The 26,063-nt window shown below is 57.0% G+C and carries 23 protein-coding genes; 9 read left to right on the forward strand and 14 right to left on the reverse strand.

The features are described from left to right. Positions 1–67: 67 nt before the first annotated feature. The 7 genes from R6V78_RS08495 to uvrA form a co-directional block, all read right to left on the reverse strand. On the reverse strand, positions 68–241 hold the full coding sequence (locus R6V78_RS08495) for a hypothetical protein (protein ID WP_410288914.1): 174 nt from the start codon (positions 239–241) through the stop codon (positions 68–70). Between the two features lie 206 nt (positions 242–447). Beyond that, positions 448–1,452 (reverse strand): PilZ domain-containing protein, encoded by a 1,005-nt coding sequence (locus tag R6V78_RS08500; RefSeq protein WP_410288915.1) that lies wholly within the window; start codon positions 1,450–1,452, stop codon positions 448–450. A gap of 274 nt (positions 1,453–1,726) precedes the next feature. Then, positions 1,727–2,263, reverse strand: coding sequence for a bacterioferritin (locus R6V78_RS08505; RefSeq protein WP_410288916.1), 537 nt, complete (start codon positions 2,261–2,263; stop codon positions 1,727–1,729). A gap of 45 nt (positions 2,264–2,308) precedes the next feature. Further along, entirely contained in the window at positions 2,309–3,112 is an 804-nt protein-coding gene (locus tag R6V78_RS08510; RefSeq protein WP_410288917.1) for a methylenetetrahydrofolate reductase, read from the reverse strand. A gap of 282 nt (positions 3,113–3,394) precedes the next feature. Beyond that, a complete protein-coding gene (locus R6V78_RS08515) occupies positions 3,395–3,658 on the reverse strand; it encodes a hypothetical protein (protein WP_410288918.1) in 264 nt (87 codons plus the stop codon). A gap of 142 nt (positions 3,659–3,800) precedes the next feature. Continuing rightward, positions 3,801–6,380: an ATP-dependent helicase HrpB gene (gene hrpB / locus R6V78_RS08520; protein WP_410288919.1), complete on the reverse strand. Its 2,580-nt coding sequence runs from the start codon at positions 6,378–6,380 to the stop codon at positions 3,801–3,803. 75 nt (positions 6,381–6,455) lie between these two features. After that, positions 6,456–9,371: an excinuclease ABC subunit UvrA gene (gene uvrA, locus R6V78_RS08525; protein ID WP_410288920.1), complete on the reverse strand. Its 2,916-nt coding sequence runs from the start codon at positions 9,369–9,371 to the stop codon at positions 6,456–6,458. 206 nt (positions 9,372–9,577) lie between these two features. On the opposite strand from uvrA, the gene R6V78_RS08530 reads away from it, so the two are divergent. Both R6V78_RS08530 and pyk read left to right on the forward strand, forming a co-directional pair. Beyond that, positions 9,578–10,201 (forward strand): DUF3786 domain-containing protein, encoded by a 624-nt coding sequence (locus R6V78_RS08530; protein WP_410288921.1) that lies wholly within the window; start codon positions 9,578–9,580, stop codon positions 10,199–10,201. 110 nt (positions 10,202–10,311) lie between these two features. Continuing rightward, complete coding sequence (pyk, locus tag R6V78_RS08535; RefSeq protein ID WP_410288922.1) at positions 10,312–11,736, forward strand: pyruvate kinase; 1,425 nt, start codon at positions 10,312–10,314, stop codon at positions 11,734–11,736. Between the two features lie 113 nt (positions 11,737–11,849). Here the strand turns inward: pyk and R6V78_RS08540 are convergent, their stop codons facing one another. The 7 genes from R6V78_RS08540 to R6V78_RS08570 form a co-directional block, all read right to left on the reverse strand. After that, the gene (locus tag R6V78_RS08540) at positions 11,850–12,347 is read right to left on the reverse strand and encodes a hypothetical protein (RefSeq protein ID WP_410288923.1); all 498 of its coding nucleotides are present in this window, start codon (positions 12,345–12,347) and stop codon (positions 11,850–11,852) included. A gap of 198 nt (positions 12,348–12,545) precedes the next feature. Then, positions 12,546–13,121, reverse strand: a complete 576-nt coding sequence (rbr, locus tag R6V78_RS08545) for a rubrerythrin (protein ID WP_410288924.1) — start codon at positions 13,119–13,121, stop codon at positions 12,546–12,548. Positions 13,122–13,192: 71 nt separating this feature from the next. Next, positions 13,193–13,387, reverse strand: a complete 195-nt coding sequence (locus R6V78_RS08550; protein ID WP_410288925.1) for a ferredoxin — start codon at positions 13,385–13,387, stop codon at positions 13,193–13,195. Positions 13,388–13,550: 163 nt separating this feature from the next. After that, positions 13,551–14,456 carry an adenylate/guanylate cyclase domain-containing protein gene (locus R6V78_RS08555; RefSeq protein ID WP_410288926.1) on the reverse strand — a complete coding sequence of 302 codons (906 nt, stop codon included), beginning with the start codon at positions 14,454–14,456 and terminating at the stop codon, positions 13,551–13,553. A gap of 111 nt (positions 14,457–14,567) precedes the next feature. After that, a complete protein-coding gene (locus tag R6V78_RS08560) occupies positions 14,568–15,818 on the reverse strand; it encodes a thiolase family protein (RefSeq protein ID WP_410288927.1) in 1,251 nt (416 codons plus the stop codon). Between the two features lie 99 nt (positions 15,819–15,917). Further along, positions 15,918–17,774 carry an acyl-CoA dehydrogenase gene (locus R6V78_RS08565; protein ID WP_410288928.1) on the reverse strand — a complete coding sequence of 619 codons (1,857 nt, stop codon included), beginning with the start codon at positions 17,772–17,774 and terminating at the stop codon, positions 15,918–15,920. Positions 17,775–17,800: 26 nt separating this feature from the next. Next, positions 17,801–19,342: a class I adenylate-forming enzyme family protein gene (locus R6V78_RS08570; RefSeq protein WP_410288929.1), complete on the reverse strand. Its 1,542-nt coding sequence runs from the start codon at positions 19,340–19,342 to the stop codon at positions 17,801–17,803. A 232-nt stretch (positions 19,343–19,574) separates the two neighbouring features. Between R6V78_RS08570 and R6V78_RS08575 the strand changes: the two genes are divergently transcribed. From R6V78_RS08575 to R6V78_RS08605, 7 genes are all read left to right on the forward strand, one after another. Next, on the forward strand, positions 19,575–19,814 hold the full coding sequence (locus R6V78_RS08575) for a hypothetical protein (protein WP_410288930.1): 240 nt from the start codon (positions 19,575–19,577) through the stop codon (positions 19,812–19,814). A 22-nt stretch (positions 19,815–19,836) separates the two neighbouring features. After that, positions 19,837–20,370 (forward strand): tRNA (N6-threonylcarbamoyladenosine(37)-N6)-methyltransferase TrmO, encoded by a 534-nt coding sequence (gene tsaA, locus R6V78_RS08580; RefSeq protein ID WP_410288931.1) that lies wholly within the window; start codon positions 19,837–19,839, stop codon positions 20,368–20,370. Positions 20,371–20,591: 221 nt separating this feature from the next. After that, positions 20,592–21,938, forward strand: coding sequence for an aspartate aminotransferase family protein (locus R6V78_RS08585; protein WP_410288932.1), 1,347 nt, complete (start codon positions 20,592–20,594; stop codon positions 21,936–21,938). 25 nt (positions 21,939–21,963) lie between these two features. Continuing rightward, the gene (locus R6V78_RS08590; protein WP_410288933.1) at positions 21,964–22,659 is read left to right on the forward strand and encodes a CoA transferase subunit A; all 696 of its coding nucleotides are present in this window, start codon (positions 21,964–21,966) and stop codon (positions 22,657–22,659) included. Beyond that, positions 22,649–23,302, forward strand: a complete 654-nt coding sequence (locus R6V78_RS08595; RefSeq protein WP_410288934.1) for a 3-oxoacid CoA-transferase subunit B — start codon at positions 22,649–22,651, stop codon at positions 23,300–23,302. Before R6V78_RS08590 ends, R6V78_RS08595 begins: the two co-directional genes overlap by 11 nt. A 33-nt stretch (positions 23,303–23,335) precedes the next feature. Further along, positions 23,336–24,604, forward strand: coding sequence for an ArgE/DapE family deacylase (locus tag R6V78_RS08600; RefSeq protein WP_410288935.1), 1,269 nt, complete (start codon positions 23,336–23,338; stop codon positions 24,602–24,604). A gap of 37 nt (positions 24,605–24,641) precedes the next feature. Continuing rightward, positions 24,642–25,844 (forward strand): acetyl-CoA C-acetyltransferase, encoded by a 1,203-nt coding sequence (locus tag R6V78_RS08605; protein ID WP_410288936.1) that lies wholly within the window; start codon positions 24,642–24,644, stop codon positions 25,842–25,844. The last annotated feature ends 219 nt before the right edge of the window (positions 25,845–26,063 follow it).

The following is a 26,063-nucleotide window of genomic DNA, read 5'->3' on the forward strand; positions in this document are numbered from 1 at the left end:
TTTTTAAAAAATTCAGGTGGCCCCGATCGACCGGATGGGTGCCAAAAAACCTGATTGGGTTTTGAGATCAGGTATTTAATTTCTGCAAGCGTTTCCGTGCGATATCACGCACTTCTTTGTCGGAATCATTTTTAATGACGCCCTTGAGCACTTCCGGATTGCTTTCGGCTAAAACCGCTTTCTTTCTTATGCTGGGATCGGAACGAACGATTTTAGGAAGGAAAAAATCTCTGAATTTCATTTTCATTTGCCTCCTTTTTGTTTTTGGTGTCCATTATTACAGACTGGAATTTGACCTGCAATGGGGTGAATACTGTATATTCGTTGCTGGAATGCAGTTATTCCGAGGGTCGCTGGTTTTGGCATTGATCCGGGTGATCCAGGAAGGGTGGGATTCCGGGCCGACGGCCGGCGATTTGGACATGGACATCGATAATGGCGTGTGGGTTATTGGGACGGCCCCGAGATGGGTGAGCAGCGGCTTTCCATCAGGGAACGGATCACCTGTTTCTGTTGCAGGGTCAAATCCTCGAAGCGGACGCCGATGCCCTTGGGGTCCCGGCGGACCACCAGACCGTTGATCGCGCAGGTGCGTTCCAGCACAGGCGAGGAAAGTGACATGATCAGCCGCTGGCCCACTTTGACGGGCTGTTCAGTCTCGATATAGGCCCCACCCTCACTGATGTCGCGCATGTAACACTGGTAGGTCCAGTCGCTGATATCGTAATCCACACCCACCAGGCAGTCGTAACGGCTGAATCTTCTGAGGTTGGGGCGCTCGCTCTGTTTTTCGTCAACGATACGTCCGCTTTCCAGCAGCAGGTTCATTAAGGGCGTGTTGATCTCCCGGGTTATTTCTCCTACGGCATAATCAATATCAATCAGAACATTTTCCCATGTGAGGATATGCAGGGCGGCGGATTTGCCCACAAGCAACCCCATTTTGGCGGCTGCCGGCTTGCCGTCGACGATGTAGATCGTTCCCAATTTACCTTTTGCGGTGATTTGCAGCGCGCAGGAGCGGCTTTCCAGTTCCAGCATCTGGAGAAAGGAGGCTAGGGTGATTCCACGAATCTGGCCGCCATAGTCGATTTGCAGTTCGGTGAAGATCCGCTTGGTGAGCATGCTGATGTCCAGGGCCTGATCGAAATGAACGGCCGACGCCATCTGTTTGATCTTGGTGCGGAACATGGATGATGAATTGTTGGTCATGACGATGACGCGGGTTTGCGGGTATTTTACTCCCAGCAGGGACAACAACTCGAAGGTGTCCATTTCGGACATGTGCATGCCTGCGATCACAAGGTGGACTTCCTGCCCGGCAAGGATCTCCAATCCCGCTTGGACGTTGGCAGCGGAGAGGATTTGCAAAAAGTTGCTCTGGCTCTTCAGCAGCCCCACGAAGGTGTGGAGCATAATGGTATCGGTGTCGACGACAAGGATGTTCTTCATCAAATGCCGGCCTCTGTTGGTTCGATCAGTCGTTAGTGGTTTTTTTTGATGCGCTGGGCGCATGCACATGCCCGGTTCCTGTTGTTTGGGTGTCGGGGTGAAGGCGATGGTGCCCGGGTAAAGGAACCGGTCCGTCTCGCGAATGCCGAGATCGGCCAATTAAGGGTAAAAAGAGCATTTTTCCTCCTAAAAAACAAACAGTTTTTCATAACCGGAGAAGGAGGCGCTGTACCCCAGCCGGGCAAATGCACGGGTGATCGCTGACGCTTCGGGATCAGGCCCCGCCGCTGACAACAAAACCGCTGGGACCGATGCCTGTGGCCGAGGATGTTCCGGCTATTTTTGCCAGATAGGTATTACCCAGTGTTTGGATATGGTCGCTGATGTTGTCGAAGTAGTTGAAATGAATCTGTTCCTCATCGATCGTCTGTTCGAACAATTTCATGCTCGTACTGTCGCCGTTTTCACGGCAGACCAGAAGAAACTGGTTGTAGATGTCGATGGTATGGTCTTCGAGACCGGCATCAAAAGGGAAGATCTGTTCGACCGTCTGGCCCTTGGTGACCTTCTGGTCGGGTTCCGTGGTGGGCTCGCCCCCCAGTTCCTTGATCCGTTCGGCAAAACCCTCTGCATGGCGCATCTCATCGATGGCGATAAGCTTGACCTTTGCGGCCAGTTCCCCATAGTCCTTGTCATCCAGGTTGTAATGCTGGCTCATGTACTGGGTAATGGCCGTAAGCTCCATGGACCGAGCCTTGTTCAACACCTCGATAACCTTAGCCTTTTTCTTTTCCCTTGCCGTTTGTTCCATTTTCAATCTCCTTTGCTTAAATGGGTATAGGAACGCTTTTCCGATTTATAGAATGTCGACCATGACTTCGTAATGATCGAATGGGGGCATGATGCAGGCGCCGGAAAACCGCTTGCGGGCTGCAGCAATCATCTCACGGGCGTTGGCGGTACCCTCCGCGACGGGGTTGGCGGTGTGGTGCATGCGCTGCCGCAGCGCCTCTGGCACGACGATGCCGGCTACCCTGGTGTGCAGAAATTCCGCGTGTCGGGGGGTTCGCAAGGGAAGGATGCCCATGATTACGGGGATGCCGATGTTTCGGGTGGCGCGGGTAATTTCATCGGCGGCCGGCTCATCGTATACGGGCTGGGTGACGGCAAACTGAGCGCCGGCATCCACTTTTTTCTGCAGGTGATCCACTGCCTTGGCCAGACCGTTGGTTTCCGGATGGGAATCGAAGACCACACCGGTTTTCAGCCCGGCTTCCCGGGCCATGCGCACCAGGCGGTAAACATCGACATCCCGGACGGTGGTTGTGCTTCCCCGGTCCTTGGAAGCCACAAAATCACCGCTGGCCACCATTACGGTGTGAATGCCCAGGGCTCTAGCCCCCCATAACTCTGCCTGCAGGCTCAAGCGGTTGTGGTCCCGGGTGGTCAGGTGCAGGATCGCCGGTTTCTTCACGCCCCGCTGGATCAGGGCACACAGGGCCATGGCACTCATGCGGGGCTTGGCTACAGGATTGGTGGCGACGCTGAACCCGTAAAAGGGCAATTCAGCCAGGGATTCCAGGGTGGCCAGCACCTTTGCCGGGTCCGGGCCGTCCGGGGGAACCACTTCGATGGTGACCACGAACGGTTCGCTGAACATGTTCATCCTTCAAGCGACCATTTTCCGCATTGTTTGATCGAACTGCGAGGCCGCTGCTGATTAGGTTCCCATGGGCGGTTTCCACGTTCAGGACAGGCACCTTCAAATTCCGGGCCTTGTGCTGATCTGACGGATCGGTCGGGATCCCCGATTGAAACAGGCCCACTTTATCGTTTCAGCGCTTACAGGTCAAGTAGGGATGGGAATCAGCCGAGATCCAGGTTGGCTTTCAATTCGTAGGTCATGGCGTTTTCCTTTCGTGGGCGGAGGTCAGGCCGGCGTCTACTTTCCCATGATCATCAGCAAGGGGATAAACACCAGACCGGCCAGGGCAAGATACAGCCCGTTCAATACACGCTGGTATTTGTGGCGGGTCAGTTCGTCCGGCTCATCGCGGGTCAACTGCTTGAACTTGCGGTAATCCTCCAACCATCCGCTCATCAAATCCACGTGATGGCCCTTATCCTTGAGGGTCATCTTGATCTGCTGGAAGGCGTGCAGGGTAAACACGATCGCACCGATCAATCCGATACTCAGCCAATTCATATGCCATCGCCTTTCGATCAGGTTGTCCGTCAGATTGGTTGGGTGCCTGTCCGTTGACAGTCGACCCGTTCACGACGGGTGCCGGCGCTGCCGAAACAGGTTGCCCGGGTGAGGATCAGTTAGCACAGATGCTACCACACATTCAATGATCGGGCTGCGGTTCAGTTCGAAATTTCGGTTTGGCGCGCGCCGTCGGGGCGGTATGCAACGGATCATCCGGCCAAAGGTGTTTGGGGTAACGACCTTTGAGCGCTTTTTTGACCTCGGGGTAGCTGTTTTGCCAGAAACCGGCCAGGTCTCGCGTAATCTGAGCGGGGCGTCCGGCGGGCGAAAGCAGATGCAGCAGCATGGGAATGCGGCCTTGGGCGATGGCCGGGGTGGTTGATAGGCCGAACAACTCCTGGATGCGTACCGCCAGCACCGGAATCGGCTGGCTGTAGTCGATGGGCAGGCGGGAGCCGCTGGGCACCGTGAAATGGGTGGGGGCCAGTTCCTCGATCTGCCGCTGTTGCCGCCAGGTGAGCAGATTGTGCAATGCCTTGGAAAAAACCCCGGCTTCCAACCCACTCAAGCGTGTCATGCCGGCCAGATAGGGTGACAGCCAAACCTCCAGCGTTGCTGAAAGCGCACTGTCGCTGGTATCCGGCCAGGGACCGCCTTCGGGATCCATTTGTGCCAGAAGCATGACCCGTGCCTGCCAGGACCTCAGGGCTCGGGTCCAGGGAAGTACGGCAATACCCCTGCTGCGGATACCGCTGATCATGGCGGCTCTTACGGCTTGGGGGTCAGGGCACGTCAGTGTTTCGGTTGCCAGGGTGAGTGCGCCCAAAACCAGTTGGCGAACAGCCGATACGGCCTGCCGCTGATCATCCCAGGACACCATTGCCTGCCACCGAACCCGCTGCGCAAACTGGTCTAGCAGGCTCTCCTTCGTGGTGGCAGCTGCCATGAAGATGCGGGCCTCCTGCCGGTCGCCGTCCAGGTGAGCCGCCACCAGGTATTCACTGGTGCTCAACGGTTCAGGCGGGTCGAAATAGGCGCCCCGGCCGCTGGCCAGTAAAAACCGGCCCGGCTTGCCGGGCCGGTGCCGGGCAATGCGGTCGGGATATGCCCAGGCCAGCAGGCGGCCCGGTTCAACCATTGCCGTGCGCGTGTCACTGATACCCAAACGATTCTGCAGCACCGTCGATACCTTGCGTATGTGCCGCACGGCGGCTGCATCCACGCTGCATCCATGCAGTTGAATCGGTTGCCTCGCCGTGAAGGCTTGCAATACGTGCATCCTCAAGGTGACGTCGGCATCCCTTTCCCCACGCCTAAAATAAAGCGGGTCGCGTTCGCTCAGGATGGCGGCGACCTCACAGGCGGCACGACCCATTTTCTCTTTCCCGGCCGAAATGATCATGTGGGATAGACGGGGGTGCAGGGGCAGCGAAGCCATATGCCGGCCGTGGGCGGTAATCCTGCCTTCCCGGTCCAGGGCTCCCAGGTCGGTGAGCAGGCTCCGCGCCCGAGAGAAGGCGACCGGCGGCGGCGGGTCCAGCCAACGCAGGGCATCGGGACCCTCTATCCCCCAGGCGGCCAGTTCCAGGGCCAATGCCGTCAGATCGGCGTCAACTATTTCCGGCCGGTTGTGGGGCACCAAGGTGGGGTTGGCCGACTCGCGCCAGAGCCGGTAACAGATTCCCGGTTCCTGGCGGCCGGCCCGGCCGCGGCGCTGGTCGGCCGATGCCAGCGATACGGGCAGCGTCACCAAGCGGGACATGCCGCTGCCGGGATCGAAGCGTGGGGCTCGCTGCAGGCCGCTGTCCACGACCACGCCGATCCGTTCAATGGTCAGGCTGGTTTCGGCAATGGCGGTGGCCAGTACGATTTTGTGCTGTCCGGCCAAAGGTGGTGCGATGACTGCATCCTGCCGATCCCGGGGCAGGTTGCCGTAAAGGGGGGCTACGGACCAACCGCACGGCAGGTCCGCATCATCAAGTAAACGGGCCACCCGTCTGATCTCCCTGGTTCCGGGCAGAAAGACGAGCAGGTTGCCTTCATCGGCGGCCACCGACCGGCGGATCACCCGGGCAACGGCCTGCTCAACGGGCTGGTCCACAGGCCGGTCGACATAGCGGGTCGTAACGGGAAACATGCGGCCGTCGCAGCGGATCAGCGGGGCATCATCCAACAGGGCGGTCACCGGTTGCGCATCCAGGGTGGCCGACATCACGAGCAGACGAAGGTCCCGGTTGAGCACGCCCTGGACATCCCGGCACAAGGCCAGTCCCAGGTCGGCATCCAGGCTGCGTTCATGAAACTCATCGAAGATGACCAGCCCCACACCGGTCAGCGGCGGATCGCTTTGCAGCATGCGGGTGAGCACACCCTCCGTAATCACTTCGATGCGCGTGTCCGGGCCCACCCGGCTTTCCATGCGGACCCGGTAGCCCACGGTTTGGCCGGCCTTCTGGTTCAGCAGTGCCGCCATGCGATGGGCAGCGGCCCGTGCAGCCAGCCGGCGCGGAGCCAGGAGCAGCAACCGTCGACCGGACAGCCAGGGTTCGTCCAACAGGGCCAACGGCACACTGGTCGTCTTGCCGGCCCCCGGGGGCGCCACCAGAACCGCCGATGGATGCCGATGCAACACCGCCTTCAGTTGTGAAAGGATGGTTGTCACCGGCAGGCGGCTGATCGTTTCGATGTGGATTTTGTCTCCCATGACGTCAGCAGGCATAGCACATTTCAGGCTGAAGTTCATCCTGCGCTGAACGGCAGAAATAAGAATAGGGGTTGAAATGTCTGATGTCATTCAACCCAGTAAGCTATCTTGGAGATACCGGCCCGTATAGCTTTTCTGTGAACGTGCCACTTCCTCCGGCGGACCCTGGGCCACGATACGCCCGCCACCTTTACCGCCTTCGGGGCCAAGGTCGATGATCCAGTCGGCCGTCTTGATTACATCCAGGTTGTGTTCGATTACCACCACGGTGTTGCCGCCTTCCACCAGGCGCTGCAGGACGGCCAGCAGCATCTTGATATCCTGGAAGTGCAGACCGGTGGTGGGTTCGTCCAGGATGTAAAGGGTGCGTCCCGTGGCTCGCTTGGCCAGTTCGCGGGCCAGTTTGATGCGCTGGGCTTCGCCGCCGGAAAGGGTGGTTGCTGCCTGACCCAGCTTGATGTAGGAGAGACCCACGTCCATGAGGGTATCCAGGATGCGCCGTATGTGTGGATGGTTCCTGAACAGGTCCCGGGCTTGAACGACAGACAGATCCAGCACGTCGGCGATGGAGTGGTCCTTGTACCTGATCTCCAGGGTGGCGTCGTTGAAGCGCTTGCCCCGGCAGGTTTCGCAGGGCACATAGACGTCGGCCAGAAAGTGCATCTCCACTTTGATGTAGCCGTCGCCGTTGCAGGCTTCACAGCGTCCCCCCTTGACGTTGAAGGAGTAGCGCCCTTTCTCGTATCCGCGCATATTCGATTCGGGCAGTTGAGCGAAAAAATCGCGTATGGAATCGAACACCTTGGTGTAGGTGGCCGGGTTGCTGCGCGGCGTGCGGCCGATGGCCTTCTGGTCGATGTTGATCACCTTGTCGAGGTGTTCGAGACCGGTTATCGCCTCGTGACGGCCGGTTTGCAGCACGGCGTGGTGCAGTTTTCCGGCCAGGGCCGGGTAGAGAATCTGGTTGATCAGGGTGGATTTGCCGGCGCCGGAAACCCCGGTGACTGCCACCAGGAGCCCTAAAGGGATCTCTACGGTAATGTGGTCCAGGTTGTTCTCGGCCGCGTCGACAATGCTGATCCGCCGTTTGCCGGCCGCATCGACGCGCCGCCGGGTTGCCGGGATCTCTATTTTTTCCCGGCCGCTGAGATACTGGCCGGTGAGGGATGTTTTGCGGCGCATAATTTGTTGCGGAGTGCCCTGGGCCACGATTGTGCCACCCAGATGCCCGGCGCCGGGACCGAAGTCCACGATCCAGTCCGAGGCGGCCATGGTTTCCCGGTCATGTTCCACCACGATGAGGGTGTTGCCGATGTCCCGCAGGTGGCACAGGGTGCCCAGCAGCTTGATGTTGTCACGCTGGTGAAGGCCGATGGAGGGTTCATCGAGAATGTAGAGGACGCCGGTGAGCTCCGATCCCACCTGGGAAGCCAGGCGGATGCGCTGGGATTCACCGCCGGAGAGGGTGGGGCCTTTGCGGCTGAGTGACAGGTAGTCCAGGCCCACGTTGATGAGGAATTCCAGACGGCCGGTGATCTCCTTGAGCAGTTCGGCGGCGATGATCCTGCGGTTGCCGGAGAGCTTCAAGCCGGTCAGAAAATCCTGCGCTTCGCGGATGGTCATCTCGGTGACATCGATGATTGACCTGTCGCCGATCTTCACGGCCAGCACTTCGGGTTTCAGACGCCGACCCGCGCAGGTGTCGCAGGGTCGCGTGGAGAGAAATCGGCCGTAATACTTCTTGGCGTTTTCCGATTCGGTCTGTTTGTAACGGCGCATGAGGGTGTTGAGCAGCCCTTCATAGGTTGTGGTATAGGAACCTTGGATTTTTTCGGCGTTCCAGCTCACCGTCAGTTCACGCCCGCCGGAGCCATAGAGGATCAAATCCTTCTGCCGCTTGGTCAATCGCGCCCAGGGGATGTCGAAATCCAGCGCCCACTGATGCGCCATAGCCCGCAGCTGTTCGGCGGTCCAGGAGCCGTTGAGCTCGCCCTTGCCGGAAAAGTGGCCCTGCCATGGAATCACTGCACCCTGCCGGATCGTCAGCTTGGCGTCGGCAATCACCTTGTCCTCGTCCATGGTCAGCTTGGAACCGATTCCATTGCAGTCCGGGCACATCCCCAACGGTGAGTTGAAGGAAAACAGGGGCGGGTCAAGTTCCGGGTAGGCGATGCCGCAGCAGGAGCGGGCTTCGCTCATGGGGATGTCGCCGCTGTCCATGCGGTGGACGATGATGCGGCCCTCGCCCAGCCGCAGAGCGGTTTCCACCGAATCGGTCAGCCGTTTTCTGAAATCGTCCTGTTTGGAGACGATCAGACGATCCACCACGGCTTCGATGGTGTGTTTTTTGTACCGGGCCAGGGTCTGGACGGCGTCGATCTCCTGCACGACACCGTTGATCCGCAGCCGGGCATATCCCTGCTGCTGCAGACGGGCCATCACCTCACGGTGTTCGCCTTTGCGGTTGTCGATCACCGGTGCCAGGATGAGTATTTTGGTGTTTGCGGGTATGTTAAGGATGCGCTCAACCATGCTCTGGGCGTCGCCCCGGCCCACGGGGTTGTGGCATGAAATGCAGGTCTGCCGGCCGATGCGGGCGAAGAGCACGCGCAGGTAGTCATAAATCTCGGTGATGGTCCCCACCGTGGAACGCGGATTCTTGCTGGCCGACTTCTGTTCGATGGAGATGGTCGGTGACAAGCCCCGGATGGTGTCGTAGCGGGGCTTCTCCATCTGACCGATGAATTGGCGGGCATAGGCCGACAGGGACTCCACGTAGCGGCGCTGACCCTCTGCAAAGATGGTGTCGAAGGCCAGGCTGGACTTGCCTGAGCCGGACACGCCAGTGAAGACGATCAGCTTTTTTTTGGGCAGGCTGACATCGATCTGCTTGAGGTTGTGCTCCCGGGCACCCTTGACCTCGATGGTATCCAGTTCCATGGTCTTTCTTTTTTGGCGAGGCCGGGTCACGGATAGTGGGTCGATTCCGTTGGGACGGTTTTTCATCTTTAATTTCCGTAATGGGTTTCTGCGGTCGGCCAAATGGGCCAGCCGGTTGCGGTCTGATTTTGTCAAGTGGGATCCCATGGCATGAAAACCGGTTGCCAAAAGATTGCCGTTTGTCTTAGAATCCGGCAAAAATAAGTATCGATACCCCCCTTGTCCACGCTGATGACCAGCGGATTGATTAACCAACGCCGAAGGGTATGACGATGAACGCAGACGCCAGCGGTTCCGTTTACGATAAGACCTATCACTTTTACCTGGAACAGCTGAAAACCCTGCGCTTCGACGGAAAGGAAGACCTGCTGGGCATCACCCTGGATGGCGACACGGTGGCCGTGCCCTATTTCGGCCGGTCTATCCGCCTGACTGCCGACGGACTGATGGATGAGGCGGGGCGCCGCCCCGAATTTTCCGATTGTGTGGTGATCTGCCGCTACCTGATCATGTGTCCGCCGTTTGCGCCCAGCCAGAAGGCGTGGGCGGCCTACCGCGATTTTCCCGATGCCGGCCCGCTGACGGTTTTCTGGGCCGACACCGTGGAAGGACCCCTTGCCAGGTCGTTTTCCGGACGTCTCCGTGTGCTGGAAAGGGCCTGCGATGCGCTGGGCGGCACCGTACCGGACATGGATATCGCCTGCGATCTGCACCGGTGCTTCAACCCGCTGCCCAAAGTGCCCCTGCTGCTGGTTTTCAACGATGCCGACGACGACTTTTCGGCCTCCGTGTCCTTGCTCTTGGAAAAGTGTGCCTCGACCTATCTGGATGCCGAGAGCCAGGCCATATTGGGTCTAGGGTTGTCGAAGCGATTGCTGACGGCGGCGGGTGGATGACCCGGTGCAGTCAAATTGGAAAATGGTAAGCACTGATCACGAGCGTTTAACCGGGTTAAACCAGAAAGCACCGCCTGCCGAAGCCTGCAGCGGGAAAGAAAGGCTTGAAAATGAATATCCGAACCAAAATCGTGGCCACCATCGGTCCGGCCTCGAACTCTTTTGAAATGCTCCACAAGCTGGTCTCAGCCGGGATGAATGTGGCCCGGTTGAATTTTTCGCATGGAAATTATGAGACCCATGCCGAAGCGATCCGCAATATCAGGTCGATTTCTCGAACACTGAACCGGCCGGTGGGCATCCTTTTGGACCTTCAAGGGCCCAAAATTCGTGTGGGCAAGCTGGTAAACGGTGAGGCGGTGCTGCTGGTGCGCGGCGCCGAATTTGCCATCACTTCAACCCCCCTGACTGGCACTGAACGAATCGTCTCAACCACCTACCAGAATCTGCCGGCCGATGTGCAGCCGGGAGACACCATTTTGCTGGACGACGGCTTGATCCGGCTCCAGGTGGAATCCAAGACCCACGATACCGTCATCTGCAAGGTGATCAACGGCGGTATGTTGAAAGAAAACAAGGGCATCAATCTGCCTGGGGTCAATATTTCCGCCCCGTCACTCACGGAAAAGGATATTCGTGATGTGAATTTCGGGATCAAGAACGGCGTCGATTATTTCGCCCTCTCCTTTGTGCGCAAGGCTGAGGACCTCGATGCAATCAAATCCATCATGCGAAGCCAGGGGGTGGCTATTCCGGTGATTGCCAAGATTGAAAAACCGGAGGCAGTGGAAAATCTGGAAGCGATCCTGGATGCGGCGGATGCAATCATGGTGGCCCGTGGAGATCTGGGGGTGGAGATGCAGCCTGAACTGGTGCCCATTATCCAGAAAAGAATCATCCTGGCGACCGTTCGCAAAAACAAGCCGGTGATCACCGCCACCCAGATGCTGGAGACCATGAGCGTCAACCCCATTCCAACCCGTGCCGAGGCGTCTGACGTGGCCAATGCCATATTCGACGGCACCGATGCCGTGATGCTGTCCGGTGAGACCGCCTCGGGCAAGTACCCGGTCAAGGCGGTACAGATGATGGTAAAAATTGCCCAACAGGCCGAAAATTCGTCTTTTTTAAGGGTTAATTTACACTATGATTCGGATCCGGCGGACCCGGTGATCCACGCGGTGGCCCAGAGCGCCGTGAATATTCTCCAGGATGTCGACGCCCGCTGTATTATTGCCTTCTCCATTTCCGGCAGCACCTCCAAACAGATTTCAAGACAGCGTCCATCCAAGCCGGTATACGCCTTTACATCGCGAATGGACACCTATAATCGCCTGTCGCTGCTGTGGGGCATCACGCCCATGTTCATAGCCAACATTGAGAATGCCGCCCGCCTGGTGGAAGCCAGCGAGAGACTGCTCATCGGCAAAAACTGCGTCCAGAAAGATGACCTCGTCGTACTGGTGATCGGCATGGGGCTCAAGGCCGGATCCACCAATATCATCAAACTGCACCGGGTGGGACATCTGGACTGATTGAAACCCTTTATGACAAACACATCTCCCGTGACTGCAGCCTGGATGTGTTGTCCTAAAACGTTTTACAGCCTGTAGGCGTGCTGCCTCGATAAAGGCGGGTTTTCCGTGGGTCAGTTTGCATTAATGCGCGACAGGATTTTTTGCTTGAGCCGCTTGAACCAGCTGGCTTCGGTGGACGCAGTGGTTTCGGGAATTATGCAGGTCCGCTTGAGGAATTGACCGAAATCCGGGTTGATTTTCCCGAACTGGACAATCCTGTCGATGGAGAGCAGGTTTTCCAGCGACGGCAGGGCCATTTCCATATCCGACTCACGGCGGATCGTTTCCATGGTAATGGACAGGGCGTAGATGGTTGCGTTCTCGGCTAACTCCCCGGGGGATAATGTGGATCCGGCACCACGGTTGTGGCGAATTACCTCGTGGACGCAGGCAACCAGAATGGGATCGCCCATATCCAGTGTTTCGGTGCATTGATCGACGGAAAAGTTGCCGTCGAGAAAATCATCACAGCGTTTTTGAACCGTTTTAAGCCAGGAATCGCTCAAATTCTGGGGCAGCACGGCGTTGGAACCGCGGGACAGGACTTCATTTGAAAACCGGGACAGCATGCCTTAAACTCCTTGTGGTTGCGGGTCGGGCTGTTTTTAGCATAATTCCTCAATCTTGCCCATCCAAAAATGGCATCATTCGGCCCAGGCCGGTTTTCTCCCGCCCTTGAAATCCTCGACGCAGGGGCTCTTTTCCATGCTGCTTCAGGGGCCTTGACCAGAACCCGATTCCACCGTTTCCGGATGGAGACGATGTTATTACCAGCTGGGAGTGAAAATTTCGAAGTGGTTTTGGGGACGCACGCAGGCCGGGCATTTTTCAGGTGCCTGTAAGCCTTCATGGATATACCCGCAGTTGATGCAGCGCCAGATTCTGTTGGATTGCCGACAAAAGAGATTGCCGGATGCCACCCTTGCAGCCAGCGCACGAAATGTTTTCTCGTGTTGCACCTCGGCAACCGAGATGGCATCCCACACCTCGGCAGCGCGATCGAATCCCTCCTCGCGACCGATTTTGGCAAATCCCGGGTACAAGTTGCTGTGCACGTATTTTTCCAAATCTGCCGCGGCTTTCAGGTTGTCCAGGGTGGCTTTGACCACACCGGTGAGAAAACTGGCGGTCACCTCCAGCTCTCCGCCATTGAAGAACTTGAAGAAGCGCAGCGCATGTTCACACTCCTGATCGGCGGTTGCTTTGAATATGCCGGCGATCTGGATAAATCCGTCCCGTCCGGCCTGGCTGGCGAAAAAGGTGTAGCGGGTGGTCGCCTGGGATTCAAAAGCGTAAGAAATCAGTAAATTTTTTGCCGTCCGGCTCTCCCTGAACGTGCCCATGGACATACCTCTGTCGGCTGGTTGCAGTCAACTGACCTTGCCAGGATTGGGGGCTGAATTTTCCTCATCCATCAATCTGCGATAATTTCGATTGCGTCGGCCCCGCATTCTCTGACTGCCCGGCGGACCGTGTCTTCATACTTTTCAGGAATGACCTCGAATTTGACGGTGGCCTGCAGTTGATCCTCATCATATTCGAAAACTTCAGGGCAGAGGTTGCTGCAATTTCTGTCTCCCATGCACTGGCTGTTGATTCTGACTTTCATTGTATCTCCTCCTCGTCCAAATATAATGGGTTTTCCTGTTGGCTCAGGTGACAAAAAGGGTGGGTCCGCTTATACCCTGAACCGTACAATGTGGACATCGAACCATAGCTCAAAATGGAGCATGGTTCAATGCTGTTTCGTATTTGATTGATTTCCGCGACCCTTATAAGATCCGATAGCGCACCGCCAGCGGACTGTCTTGGCCGACCTTCTGTCCCAGGCCGATCAAGCCTTCGCCCTCCAATTGAAAGGCATCCCGCCGCAGCAGGATGGGATCTTGGCCCAGTTCCCGCAGAAAGGTTCCGTTGGTGCTCTGGTCAATGAGCATGAACCGGTTGCGCTGCAGTTCGATGCGTGCGTGCATGCGCGAAACCAGTGGATCGTTGATGACCAGATGGTTGGCAATTCCCCTGCCCATGGTCAGAATCGGCCGTTCGTGGTCCACCAGAATGCGCTGCTTCAGGTAACGAATCTGAAGGAAGTCTTTTTCCGAGGCCAATGCGGCGATGATCTCCTCGGTGAAGGACGTGGACATGGTCATCTGCTCGGGTTTTCCCCAGATCAGTTCATGGATTTCCATGATATCATCTTTTCCCCGAACCCGCGTCCGATCGACGATCCGTGCGCGTCGCCTCAAGGGCAGTTTCATCAGGGAGAGCGTTTCCCTGTTGGTGATAATCTGATCGCTTTTGGCCAATGCAACCATGCGCGCCGCCACATTCACCGCCTCTCCGAACACATCTGTCGGCTCACAGATCACCTCGCCGTGGTGAAATCCGATTCTCAGGTGGATGTTGGCCTGAACCATCGCGGGGTCGAAGGAGATCTCCTCGTTCATCTGCCTGGCGGTTTCGGCGGCATGATTGGGCGTCAAAAAGGTGCACATCACTTCGTCGCCGATGGTTTTGATAACGGTTCCTTCGTTTTCCAGAACCAGTTCTTTCAGTTGGGACAGACAACTGGAAATCAGTTCGCGGGCCTTGAAATCACCAAACGTGTCGTACAGTCGGGTGCTGCCTGCGATATCGGCAAAAAGAATGGTCAACTGGCTGGTGGGGAGGGTGTCCATATCCGGAATACGCCTCACGGATAAAATATAATTCGGCACCTGCAGCGATACCCTCGCATGGCTGTGGCGGGTTGTCAAGTTGGCCCAACCTGAGTGGGCCCAGATGGTTGATTACATCATTTCGATGGCACAGGCCATGGACACACCGCCACCGCCGCAAAGCGTGGCCATTCCCAAAGACTTTCCGCGGTTTTTCATTGCATACAACAGGGTCACCATGATCCGGCAACCGGTTGCTCCCACGGGGTGGCCCAGGCCGATGCCGGAGCCGTTGACGTTGGTGATCTCACGGTTCAGGTTCAGTTCGCGTTCACAGCCGATGTACTGGGCGGCGAAGGCCTCGTTCACTTCCACGAGGTCAAAGTCGCTGATTTTCATACCATGGCGGCTTAGGAGATTTCTAACGGCCGGGACCGGAGAAAGGCCCATGACCGACGGATGGCAGGCGCCGCGGCCGGTGGCGACAATCCTGGCCAGCGGGGTCAGACCTAATTTTTTGGCCTTATCGGCGGACATGATCACCATGGCGGCCGAACCGTCGTTGATGCCCGAGGAGTTACCGGCGGTGACCTTGCCGATTTCGGGTACGAAGGCCGGGGGCAGTTTCTCCAGTTGTTCCATGGTCAGCCCGGGGCGGAAATGCTCGTCCCGGGCAAAAATGAGCGGATCCTGCTTGCGCCGGGGGATTTCCAGGGGAACAATTTCATCTTTAAATGAGCCGTCATCGTTGGCCCGCTCGGCATTGTTCTGGCTTTTCAGAGCCACTTCGTCCATTTCCTTGCGTGAAATGTTCATGTGCTGAGCGATGAACTCGGCGGTTTGGCCCATGATGTAGGGCTTGCCTACACACATGCTCAATGGCGGCTGCGTGGCATCTACCGGGCCATCTTCAGGGTGGGGGATGATGTGGGAGCCGCAATGCAAGGCGTGGATCATGGCATCCACGAAGACAGTGTCCTGTAAACGGCAGCCCCAGCGGGCGTTGGGTACTTGGTATGCGACGCCGCTCATGTGCTCGACGCCGCCGGCCAGGATTACATCGGCCATGCCCGCCTGGATCATGGCCATGCCTGAGATGACTGCCTCCATGCCGCTAATGCACACCCGGTTGACGGTGACCGCGGTAACCGAGTCGGGGATGCCGGCCAGAAGGGCAGCCACACGGGTGACGTTCAGGGCGTCGGCCGGCTCCATACAGCAGCCGTAGCGCACATCGTCGATGAAGGCTGGATCGATGCCGGCGCGTTTGACCGCTTCTTGCATGGTAACGCTGGCGATCACCGCCGCGTTGGTATCCTTGAGTGATCCGCCGAAGGCCCCGATGGCGGTGCGGCAGGCGGATACGATGACGACGTCTTGCATGATTATCTCCTGATTAATGGATTGGATCTTTCGGCGACCGACACTACCGGTTTTTTAGGGTTCTTTAGATCCGGGTATGCTCACGATTGCCAAGCGACGCTATAGCCCCCCAAAACCGCGTTCAGTGATTTCCAGCACGGCTTCATCGCCGGCGCGAACTGCCGTCAATCGGCCGACTGCGACCGGCAGCACCGCATTGATGAAATAGCGGGCGCTCTGGATCTGGCCGTCATAGAAGGCAGCGCTTTTGTCTTTTTCAAGCTGTTCAGCCCTTTTCTCGCCGTCCATTCCGCCAACGATCTTCTCCAGCTTCGGCGAAGATACCGCTGCTCGCCACAGCAGCATCCAGCCCACGACCACATCCCCCATGGCCATCATAAAGGGATGTGCAAATGCAAAAGCGCACTTGAACTTCGGGCTGACGGCCTGCCTGCCGATGACCAGGGCGGTCTCCCCAAGCTGGGCTGTTGCGGCTTCCAGCGAGGCTGCCAGGGTTCTGGTGGCAGGGATATCCTTGGCCTGTTGGATGGTTTTTTTGATTTCATTCATAAAGTCCATGAACACCGATCCCTTTTTCATGCCCAGTTTACGGCCCAGAAGATCCATGGCCTGGATGCCGTCGGTGCCTTCGAAAATCGAAGCGATCTTGCAATCCCGGGCCAGCTGTTCCACCGGGTAATCCATGGTGTAGCCGCAGCCGCCATGGACCTGCATGGCCTCGATACAGACCTCGAACCCGCGCTCGGCACAGTAGGCCTTGATCAACGGAGTGAGCAGGGCGATCAGATCGTCGTTGCGTGTGCGCTCCTTCTCATCGGCCGCACATTCGGCCAGGTCGAAGCAGCGGGCCACATAATAGATGAAACTGCGCATCCCCTCCACATGGGCCTTCATCCATAGCAGCATGCGGCGCACGTCAGGGTGCCGGATGATGGGTACCGAAGGCGCTTGGGCATTCTTGCCGTCGGCCAGATCCTTTCCCTGGATCCGCTCCCGGGCAAAGCTGACTGCGTAAAGGAAGGCTGCCGTGGCGCTGCAGAATCCCATGAAACCCACGTCCAGCCGCGCTTCGTTCATCATTTGGAACATGATTTTCATGCCCGCATTTTCTTCTCCCAATAAAAGCCCCCGACAAACGCCTTTACTGCCCATGGACATGACGCAGGTGGCGCTGCCGTGCAGGCCCATCTTCTCTTCCGTACCGGTGCAGACGATGTCGTTGGTTGCACCCAAACTGCCGTCATCGTTGACCCAGATCTTGGGAACGATGAAGATGGAAATGCCTTTGGTCCCGGCCGGCGCCCCCTCGATGCGCGCCAGCACCGGATGAATGATATTTTCGGTGAGGTCGTGCTCACCGTTGGTGATGTAAATCTTGTTTCCGGTGATGGCGTACGTGCTGTCATCGATCCGCCTGGCCGAGGTGGTCAGCGCGCCCACGTCGGATCCGGCCTCGGGTTCGGTGAGGTCCATGGTTCCGCCCCATCGGCCGGTGTAGAGCTTTTTCAGAAACAGGGCTTTCTGCCTGGCGGTACCAAACAATTCGATCATCTTGCCGGTGCCGTGCCCTTCCAGAGCGTAGATCACCATGGCGTAATTGGCCCCGATGAAATATTCATAGGCAGCGCGCATGACCATGTGGGGCAGCCCCTGGCCCCCCACCGCCGGATTTTCGGTAAGGGAGGTCCACTCATTTTCGACCATCAATTGGTAGGGACGGCGGTAGCATGCCGGAATGACAACCTTGCCGTTTTCAAAAACAACACCGGCCTTGTCCCCTTCGGCATGGGTCGGCAGCACCTCCTTGATACCGAAAGCCCGGGCTTCGGTGACCACCATGTCAACCATCTTTTGATTCAGGTCGCGGTGTTTGTCGGTTTTAAACAGCTGTTCCACATTCAACTGCTCGTAGAGGACAAAATCGATGTCCCGGCGGTCTGCGATTAACTGCGCCATATTTTCATTCTCCTGCTGCAACGGGCTTAAAATGGCTTTCGATCCAATTTATTATACGCCGCGCGCATATCGCGTTTGAGCATCTTGCCGGCGATATTTCGAGGGAACGCATCCATGATGACAACATCCCGGATGCGCTGGAATTTGGCGTCCACGCGGCTGTTGGTCCATTCGATCAATTCTTCCGGCTTCAGTGCGGCCCCGCGGTGGAGTACCACCGCAGCGATGGGCACCTCGCCCCACTTTTCATCGGGAACGCCGATTACCGCCACTTCGCTGACGTCCGGGTGGCGGACAACGATTTCTTCGATGTCTTTGGGATAGACATTCACCCCGCCTGAAATGATCATGTCTTTGATTCGGTCGACGAGAAACAGGTAGCCCTCTTCATCCGCATATCCGGCATCGCCTGTGTGCAGCCATCCGTCGACAATGGCTTTTTCAGTCAGGTCGGGACGCTTGTAGTAGCCGGGCATCATCATCGGGCTCTTGCCGCAGATTTCCCCGATCTCTCCGGGGGCGCATTCGCGACCGTCCGTGTCAAGGATACGCATTTCCATGAAAGGTGCCGGGACACCCACGGAGCCAACCTTGCGAACGGCGTCATGTTTGTCCAGCACGGTCATGAATCCTTCCGTTAAGCCATACAGCTCGTAGAAGCGGCCGGGCAGCGCAGCATTGAGGCGGTGCTTGTACTTGAGGAGCAGCGGGGCGCCTACGTTGTGGATCATCTCCAGAGAGGCCAATTTGGCCGGGTCAAAAGCCGGGCTGTTAAGGATGGCCATGATCTGAGCCGGCACCATGACCACATGGGTGACCTTCTCCTTTGCGATGTCGGCGATGACTGCCTCGGCGTTGAAACTCCCGTGGAGGATATAGGTTGCGCCCAGGAACATCCAGGGCATCAGGTCCAGCATGGCACCGTTGAAGACGATGGCGCCGGCATGCAGCGCGACGCTTTCAGGTGTCATGCGCCAGGAGGCGGCAAAAATGGTGCAGTACATGGCGCGCACATAGTGGGTATGCACGATGCCCTTGGGCGCGCCTGTGGTTCCGCTGGAATACATGATGTTGTACATGTCGTGATCGTCGATGGCCACTTCGGGCGGGTTTTCCTCACTCGCCGGATCCACGAATTCTGCGTAACTGCGGAACCCGCTGCGACGGTCGTTCATTCCCACCAGTACGTAGCGATCATCCGCGATGGCCGGCAGATCCTTGCGAATACGATCCAGGAGATCGGCGAAGGCAGCGTCGGCGATCACCAGGGTGGTATCGGAGTCTTTCAGCAGGGTGGTGAGACCACCCGTGTTGAGCATGGTGCTGCTGGGCACGATCACCAGGCCCGTTTTGGCCGCCGCCCAATAGGCTGCCATTAGCTGCGTGCAGTTGGGCAGAACTGTGGCGAATTTGTCCCCCTTGACCAGCCCGCAGGCCATCAGTGCATTGGCCAGCTTGTTCACGCAAGCGTTGAACGCCCGGTAGGTGAAGCGTTCTTCGCCGCAGACAAAAGCGAGGTGTTCAGGACGATAGCGCGCATGGTGGGGTAAAAGGCTGCCGATATTCATGAATGCGTCCTTTCCATTGTGATGCGGTTGCGAACAGGGAAATGCCGGTACTGTTTTCTTGGACTTTATCCCATAAAAAATCAAGCGCAGATATGCACCTGCGGGTGTGTTCGAAAAGCATCAGCGATTGGAACCCCGACACGGCCGGTGGAATATGGGCGGCCCTGGGTCGATCGAAGCAGCCAACCGGTTCCCAAAAATTCAATCTGTCCAAAACGGGAAATGGGTTGACATGGGAGCCGGCGGATGGGTATATGCCAAAAAAGCCAGGCCCCCCAAGCAGTCACCCATTGGGGTTGGCTGGGGGCTCTGCCCCGAGGCGATCATTCTTTCCAGCGCGGCGCTATTCTCACCCTTCGCATCGGCCGCTGCTATTCATGACGCCATCGCCTTTGTCGGGCTTATTGCGCCCCACACAGCCAGGCGGCTGATCGGTGCACCCTTAACCACCCTGTTGACGGTCTCACTTTAGATTTAATGCAAAGGAATCTGAAATGCCAAAAACGTCACCAATTCAGCTCACCCCAGTTGGCGTGGTTCGGAGCGACATTAAAAGGCCCATGCTGACCGCCGGGGAATCGGGCCTGTCGCTGGACGAACGCAAGGACAGCATCAAGGCTTACCATCGCCGGGTGAAAGCGTCCGAGTGCGAGTTGGTCATCGACCCCCAATGGGAAGAGCTTCTTGACGGCATAGAGGGCTTTTCGCATATCCTGGTTCTCTACTGGCCGCATCTGATCGATCCGGAACAGCGCAAATTGAGAAAGGTTCATCCCATGGGGCGCAAGGACCTTCCCCGGCAGGGAATTTTTGCCACCTGCAGTCCAGCCCGGCCCAATCCGGTGCTGGTATCGGCGGTGCCTTTGGTGAACAGAAAGAACAATATACTCACCGTCAAAGGTTTCGAAGCAGTGGATGGCAGCCCCATCATCGATGTGAAACCCTATTCCAAAAGCTACCTCCAGGTGGAAAATCTCATCATGCCGGCCTGGATGGAGCAGATTCATCGGGAGGTGGAAGACAGCTGAAAACGCGTTTCGGCTTCCCGCGAGTCTGCCCGTTTTTCGCAGGAGGGGCTTCCAGCAGCGATAATCAGACCCCCGAATCCTCAAGCATCGGTCGATTTTTTCCTTGACAAAATATGATGATGGGGCGAAAATTACTAAAATAGAATTCATATTACTATAATAGTAATTTCCAGAATCCAGAGGGATATTCCCCCCATGACTGATTCAACGAGGATGAGCGCATGACCCACGCAATCAACCAAAATCCACTTTTTTATCAGACCAGTGCAGACCTCCCCCTGGTCAACCGTGCTGAGGGCATTTACATATGGGATGAATCGGGAAAACAGTATATTGATGGATGCTCAGGAGCGGTGGTCTGCAATATCGGTCATAATGACAAAACGGTGTTGACCGCTATCAACGACCAGGCCAGGTCGTCCTTTTTTACCTACAGGACCCAGTTTAACAACCGGCCGGCCTTTGAACTCGCCCAAAACCTTGTCAAGCACTCAGCCGCGCACCTCAATCGGGTTTTCTATGTTTCCGGCGGCTCGGAAGCAGTCGAATCGGCGATCAAACTGTGTCGCAGCTACTATATCAGCAAAGGGGAATCCAGCAGGTACCTCTTTATCAGCCGGTCACCGTCCTATCATGGCTCCACGCTCGGCGCCCTTTCGCTGACAAGCTATGCGCCATTGGAGATTCCTTACCGTCCCCTGTTCAAATCCTGGCCGAAAATTCCGGCTCCCTATTGCTACCGCTGCAAGTATCAAATGACCTATCCATCCTGTGGTCTTGCCTGTGCGCATGCCCTGGAGCAGGTCATCGAGGAGCAGGGACCTGAAAACGTTGCCGCTTTTGTCACCGAGCCGATCGGTGGGGCAAGTTCGGGCGCTTTGGTGCCTCCCGAGGATTATTTCGCTGTCATTCGGAATATTTGTGATCGCTACGGCGTCATGCTTATCTTCGATGAAGTGATGACCGGATTTGGCCGTACCGGCAGGCTTTTTGCGTATGAACACTGGAACGTTTCAGTGGATATCGTCGCCCTGTCAAAGGGCATGGCATCCGGCTATTATCCCCTGGGCGCCATCATGACCCGTGAAGATATTGTCCAGAACGTCCTTTCAAGCGGGGGTTTTCCCCATGGACATACCTATGCTGGAAATCCCATGGCCTGTGCCGTTGGTGTCGCCGTTTTGAAACGGATCATCGAAGACCGATTGAGTGAAAACGCCAAGGTGATGGGGGACAGACTGATGCGGGGCCTTGCGCGGCTGGCGGAAAAATATCCCATAATCGGCCAGGTGCGGGGCAAGGGGCTGCTTACGGCCCTGGAATTCGTTCAGGATCGGGAAAGCAAAAGACCTTTTCCAACCAAACTGCAGGTGAACAATCTGATCACCGCCAACGCGTTTGATAATGGACTGATCATCTATCCACGCCGGCCAATCAACGGCCTTTCAGGCGATCATGTGCTTATTGCACCTCCCTTGATAATAAAAGCAAACGAAGTAGACGAAATGCTCCAACGGCTGGACGCGGCCCTGGCAGAAACCACAGCGGACCTTCAAAAAGCAAGCTGAACAAATTTAACTCAGGGGTTATGAAATGATCGACAAGACGACGGCGTTGAATTCGGCCCTGGAAAAAGTCAAGCATGGCTGTTCCGTCATGGTCGGCGGGTTCGGGGTGCCCGGAACGCCCTTTATGCTCCTGGAAGGTCTGCTGGCCCGGAGAACAGGTGACCTTGTCTTAATTAAAAACGAGGCAAATGAAGCGGGTCTTGGCATATCCCGGCTTATCGAAGCGGGACGGGTAAAACGGCTGATCACATCCCATCTTGGTTTGAACGGTACGGTTATTAACATGATGAACAGAGGGGAAATCGAGGTTGATTTTTATCCCCAGGGGATTCTGGCTGAAAAGATCAGGGCCGGTGGTGCCGGCCTGCTGGGTATTGTCACCGACATCGGCATCGACACCATTTTGCGTCGGGGTAAAATCATTATAACACTTGGCGAAAAAGAGGGCATTGTCGAGCCTGCCCTGCGTGCAGATGTCGCCTTTGTGCATGCAGCCAGGGCTGACCGTTCCGGGAATCTGGTCTATGAAAAGAGTAGTCGCAATTTCAATCCGCTGATGGCCACGGCGGCTGACCTGGTTATTGCCGAGGCGGAAGCGGTGGTTGAAATCGGAGAGATCCCCCCTGATCAGGTACATACTCCCGGCGCATTTGTCGATTATGTCGTTGCGATTGAACAGCTCACGCCGGAATACGGAGTATTGCAGCATCATGTGCACTGACCCGAAAAAGAAAATTGCCCAGCGGGCTGCCAAAGAAGTCAAATCCGGCCAGGTCGTAAATCTGGGCATCGGCATTCCGACCCTGATTCCAACGTTTTTGCCGCCTGGGATCCAATTAACCATCCACTCGGAAAACGGCATCATCGGCGCCGGCAAAAACAGCCGGCCGGGTGAAGCCGACAGGAACCTGATCGATGCCGGCGGGACCTATATCACGACCATCCCCGGGGCCGCCTTCTGTGATTCGGCTCTCAGTTTCGCTTTGGTGAGGGGGGGGCGGCTCGATCTGGCTTTCCTCGGCACGTTGGAGGTGTCCCAAAACGGCGACCTGGCCAACTGGATCATCCCGGGGAAATTCGCACCGGGCATTGGCGGGGCCATGGAGCTGGCCCAGAAAGCCAGACGCCTGGTCGTTACCACCACCCACACCGCCAGAAATGGCCGTCCCAAAATTCTCCACGCGTGCAGCCTGCCGCTGACTGCACGTGCCTGCGTCGACCTGATCATCACCGAACTGGCCGTTATTTGCGTCGGTCCGTCAGGTCTGGTTCTGGAAGAGATCGCCGCAGAAACGGACCTTGAAACCGTAATCCGTTTAACGGATGCACCGCTTATCATATCGGAGAGTTTGACAATATTTTAAAATGAATCGCTGTTTATCCCGGGAGAATTTAAAATGAACCCGCAGGAAAAAAAGATCATCGATACCGTCGACCGTCTCAGGGATTCGATCGTAGACTTTGCCATGCGGCTGGTAGTGGAACCCAGTACCCTGGGCAACGAGGCCGGCGTCGTTGCGGTCATGGCCGACGAATTGCGGCGACTGGGCTTTGCAACGGCCTTGATACCACTTAAAAATGATGCCCTGACAACCCACCCCGGTTTTGCACCTGTTCCCTGGGCTTTAGAAGACCGCAACAACATTGTGGGCAGCCTGTCTCCGGGTGGAACCGGCGGGCACAGCGCCCTGTTCAACGGCCACCTTGATGTGGTCAATATCGGCAACGCGGATTTGTGGACCCATGATCCCTATGCGCCGGTCGTGATCGATAACTGGCTTTACGGTCGTGGCGCCGGGGACATGAAATCCGGTGTGGCCGCCATGACCTATGCCGCCCACGCCATACAATTGGCGGGTTTCAGTCTCTGTGCGCCCTTGATTGTTGAAGCCGTCATCGAAGAAGAGTGCAGCGGCAACGGCGCCGTTGCCTGTCTGGCAGCCGGATACGATGCCGAAGCGGTTCTGATTCCGGAACCGTTCGGGCCGACCATTCTGACCGACCAGGTGGGTGTGTTGTGGTTTAAAGTCGGGTTGTGCGGTCGGCCTGCGCATGTATTACAAGCGCCAAGCGGCATCAATGCAATCGAAAAATGCTATCCGCTGATCCGTGCGTTGAGACAATTGGAAACCCAGCTGAATGCAACGGGGGTGCCCGACGCGTACGCCGATATCGAGCATCCAATCAACCTGAATATCGGTATTGTCAAAGGCGGCGATTGGCCGTCGACCGTTCCGGCTGAAGCTGAATTTCACGCCAGACTGTCGTTTTTCCCGGGAACCCGTTTCACGGATGTCTGCGGTCGGATTGAAGACACGATCCGCCAGGCGGCCGCAAGCGATGACTGGCTGCGGCACAACCCGCCGTCGGTTGCGTTTTATGGGTTTCGTTCAGAGGGCCACAGCGTTGCGAGGGATCTGCCTGCGTTTACCGTCCTTGACGACTGTCACCGGGCCCTCACCGGTAAGGCCGCAGCGTCGTATGTCTCAAAATGTACCACTGACTTGCGGGCCTTTCACTGGTTTGGCAGCGGACAATCGACCTGCTACGGCCCGGTTGCTGAAAATATCCACGGCACCGATGAACGCGTCAACATAGACAGTATTCTGCATGTCGCCCGCGCCTACGCATTGTTTCTGGCCCGCTGGTGCCTGCTGGCTGAGTAGACGCAGCACCGAAAACCCAACCAGAAGGAGCCTACATATGATCGAGACTGTTATCATCGATTACCTGCGCACAGCGCAGTCGCGTTCGCGGCCCAGGGATCCCGAGCGGGACTGGTTCCACCGGCTGCGGGCAGATGATCTGCTCGCGCGACTCGTCCCGGCATTGCTTGAACGGACCGGGATAAATTCTTCCGAAGTCGACGATTTTCTCGTGGGCTCGGCCCTGGGGGTTTCGGAGCAATGGACATTTGGCGGCAGGACCCCGGTCATGTTGGCGAATATGGATGCGCGGGTCCCCGCCCGTTTCATTGATCAGCAGTGCGGCTCCGGAATGGCGGCGGTACAGGTCGGTTTTATGGAGATCGCCACTGGATTTGCCGATATTGTTTTAGCCTCCGGGATGGAACATATGACCCGGGTTCCCATGGGGCCGTCTCTGTTCGAAAGCGGAGCCATGTCCGTCAATCCGGCCCTGTACGATGATGAAACGTATGCACCCTGGGACATGGCGACCACGATGAACATGGGGCTTACCGCAGAGAATCTTGCTGACCGGTCCGGCATCACCCGGGAAGCGATGGATCGCTGGGCGGTTCGCTCACACCAACGGGCGGCCGGAGCGGCGCAATCCGGATTCTTTGCTGGTGAGATTCTGCCGATAGCCGTGCGGCAAGTCCATGGCCAGCGGTGCGCGATTGATACGGATCAAGCCATACGGCCGGATGCCGACTTAAATTCCCTGGGGAAACTCAAACCGATTTTTCGTCCCGATGGCGTAATCACCGCCGGCAACGCCTCCCCCCTCAGCGCTGGTGCCGGCGGTATGCTGCTCATGTCGTTGAAAACGGCCATTGAAAAAGGCTTGCGGCCGCAAGCGGCAATCCGCTCCATTGGTTTTGCGGGTGTTGATCCCACCTTGATGGGCATGGGGCCGATCCCGGCAAGCCGCATGGCCCTGGAAAAGGCCGGACTGAAAACAACGGACATCGATTTCTGGGAGATAAATGAAGCCTTCAGTGTAGTCGTTCTCAACTGTATCCAAGAGCTCGGAATCGATCCGGATCGCGTCAATATGCATGGCGGCGGTATTGCCCTGGGCCACCCGCTGGGTGCTACCGGCATCCGACTGGTCGGCAGCTTGTCTCGCATCCTGGAGGAACAAGGCGGCCGTTTTGGCTGCGCCACAGCCTGTATCGGCGGCGGCCAGGGGATCGCCGTTATTCTGGAACGGTTGCAGTGATCTGAAAAAAGGAGAACAATGGGGTCATCCATTAAAGAGCTGGTCAAGTAAAAAAACACCTCTCCCTGCAAAATAATGGAACATTTTTCGCTTGATCTTTAATTCTTCCATTCGGCTCGGTGTCTCTTGTAGGCTGCTATCTGCACCCGCCATTTCTTTCTTGCTGGTTACGGCCAGCCAATCGCTGATCCGCACCGGTCACCCATCTGGATCAAGGCC

The sequence above is a fragment of the Desulfosarcina sp. genome (assembly GCF_046496365.1).
Classification (GTDB): Bacteria; Desulfobacterota; Desulfobacteria; order Desulfobacterales; family Desulfosarcinaceae; genus Desulfosarcina.

Bases quoted from the DNA above. Each gene is read 5' to 3' on its own strand.
- R6V78_RS08495 (WP_410288914.1), bottom strand. From the start codon at position 241: ATGAAATTCAGAGATTTTTTCCTTCCTAAAATCGTTCGTTCCGATCCC.
- R6V78_RS08500 (WP_410288915.1), bottom strand. From the start codon at position 1,452: ATGAAGAACATCCTTGTCGTCGACACCGATACCATTATGCTCCACACC.
- R6V78_RS08505 (WP_410288916.1), bottom strand. From the start codon at position 2,263: ATGGAACAAACGGCAAGGGAAAAGAAAAAGGCTAAGGTTATCGAGGTG.
- R6V78_RS08510 (WP_410288917.1), bottom strand. From the start codon at position 3,112: ATGTTCAGCGAACCGTTCGTGGTCACCATCGAAGTGGTTCCCCCGGAC.
- R6V78_RS08515 (WP_410288918.1), bottom strand. From the start codon at position 3,658: ATGAATTGGCTGAGTATCGGATTGATCGGTGCGATCGTGTTTACCCTG.
- hrpB (WP_410288919.1), bottom strand. From the start codon at position 6,380: ATGCCTGCTGACGTCATGGGAGACAAAATCCACATCGAAACGATCAGC.
- uvrA (WP_410288920.1), bottom strand. From the start codon at position 9,371: ATGAAAAACCGTCCCAACGGAATCGACCCACTATCCGTGACCCGGCCT.
- R6V78_RS08530 (WP_410288921.1), top strand. From the start codon at position 9,578: ATGAACGCAGACGCCAGCGGTTCCGTTTACGATAAGACCTATCACTTT.
- pyk (WP_410288922.1), top strand. From the start codon at position 10,312: ATGAATATCCGAACCAAAATCGTGGCCACCATCGGTCCGGCCTCGAAC.
- R6V78_RS08540 (WP_410288923.1), bottom strand. From the start codon at position 12,347: ATGCTGTCCCGGTTTTCAAATGAAGTCCTGTCCCGCGGTTCCAACGCC.
- rbr (WP_410288924.1), bottom strand. From the start codon at position 13,121: ATGGGCACGTTCAGGGAGAGCCGGACGGCAAAAAATTTACTGATTTCT.
- R6V78_RS08550 (WP_410288925.1), bottom strand. From the start codon at position 13,387: ATGAAAGTCAGAATCAACAGCCAGTGCATGGGAGACAGAAATTGCAGC.
- R6V78_RS08555 (WP_410288926.1), bottom strand. From the start codon at position 14,456: ATGGACACCCTCCCCACCAGCCAGTTGACCATTCTTTTTGCCGATATC.
- R6V78_RS08560 (WP_410288927.1), bottom strand. From the start codon at position 15,818: ATGCAAGACGTCGTCATCGTATCCGCCTGCCGCACCGCCATCGGGGCC.
- R6V78_RS08565 (WP_410288928.1), bottom strand. From the start codon at position 17,774: ATGGCGCAGTTAATCGCAGACCGCCGGGACATCGATTTTGTCCTCTAC.
- R6V78_RS08570 (WP_410288929.1), bottom strand. From the start codon at position 19,342: ATGAATATCGGCAGCCTTTTACCCCACCATGCGCGCTATCGTCCTGAA.
- R6V78_RS08575 (WP_410288930.1), top strand. From the start codon at position 19,575: ATGGGAGCCGGCGGATGGGTATATGCCAAAAAAGCCAGGCCCCCCAAG.
- tsaA (WP_410288931.1), top strand. From the start codon at position 19,837: ATGCCAAAAACGTCACCAATTCAGCTCACCCCAGTTGGCGTGGTTCGG.
- R6V78_RS08585 (WP_410288932.1), top strand. From the start codon at position 20,592: ATGACCCACGCAATCAACCAAAATCCACTTTTTTATCAGACCAGTGCA.
- R6V78_RS08590 (WP_410288933.1), top strand. From the start codon at position 21,964: ATGATCGACAAGACGACGGCGTTGAATTCGGCCCTGGAAAAAGTCAAG.
- R6V78_RS08595 (WP_410288934.1), top strand. From the start codon at position 22,649: ATGTGCACTGACCCGAAAAAGAAAATTGCCCAGCGGGCTGCCAAAGAA.
- R6V78_RS08600 (WP_410288935.1), top strand. From the start codon at position 23,336: ATGAACCCGCAGGAAAAAAAGATCATCGATACCGTCGACCGTCTCAGG.
- R6V78_RS08605 (WP_410288936.1), top strand. From the start codon at position 24,642: ATGATCGAGACTGTTATCATCGATTACCTGCGCACAGCGCAGTCGCGT.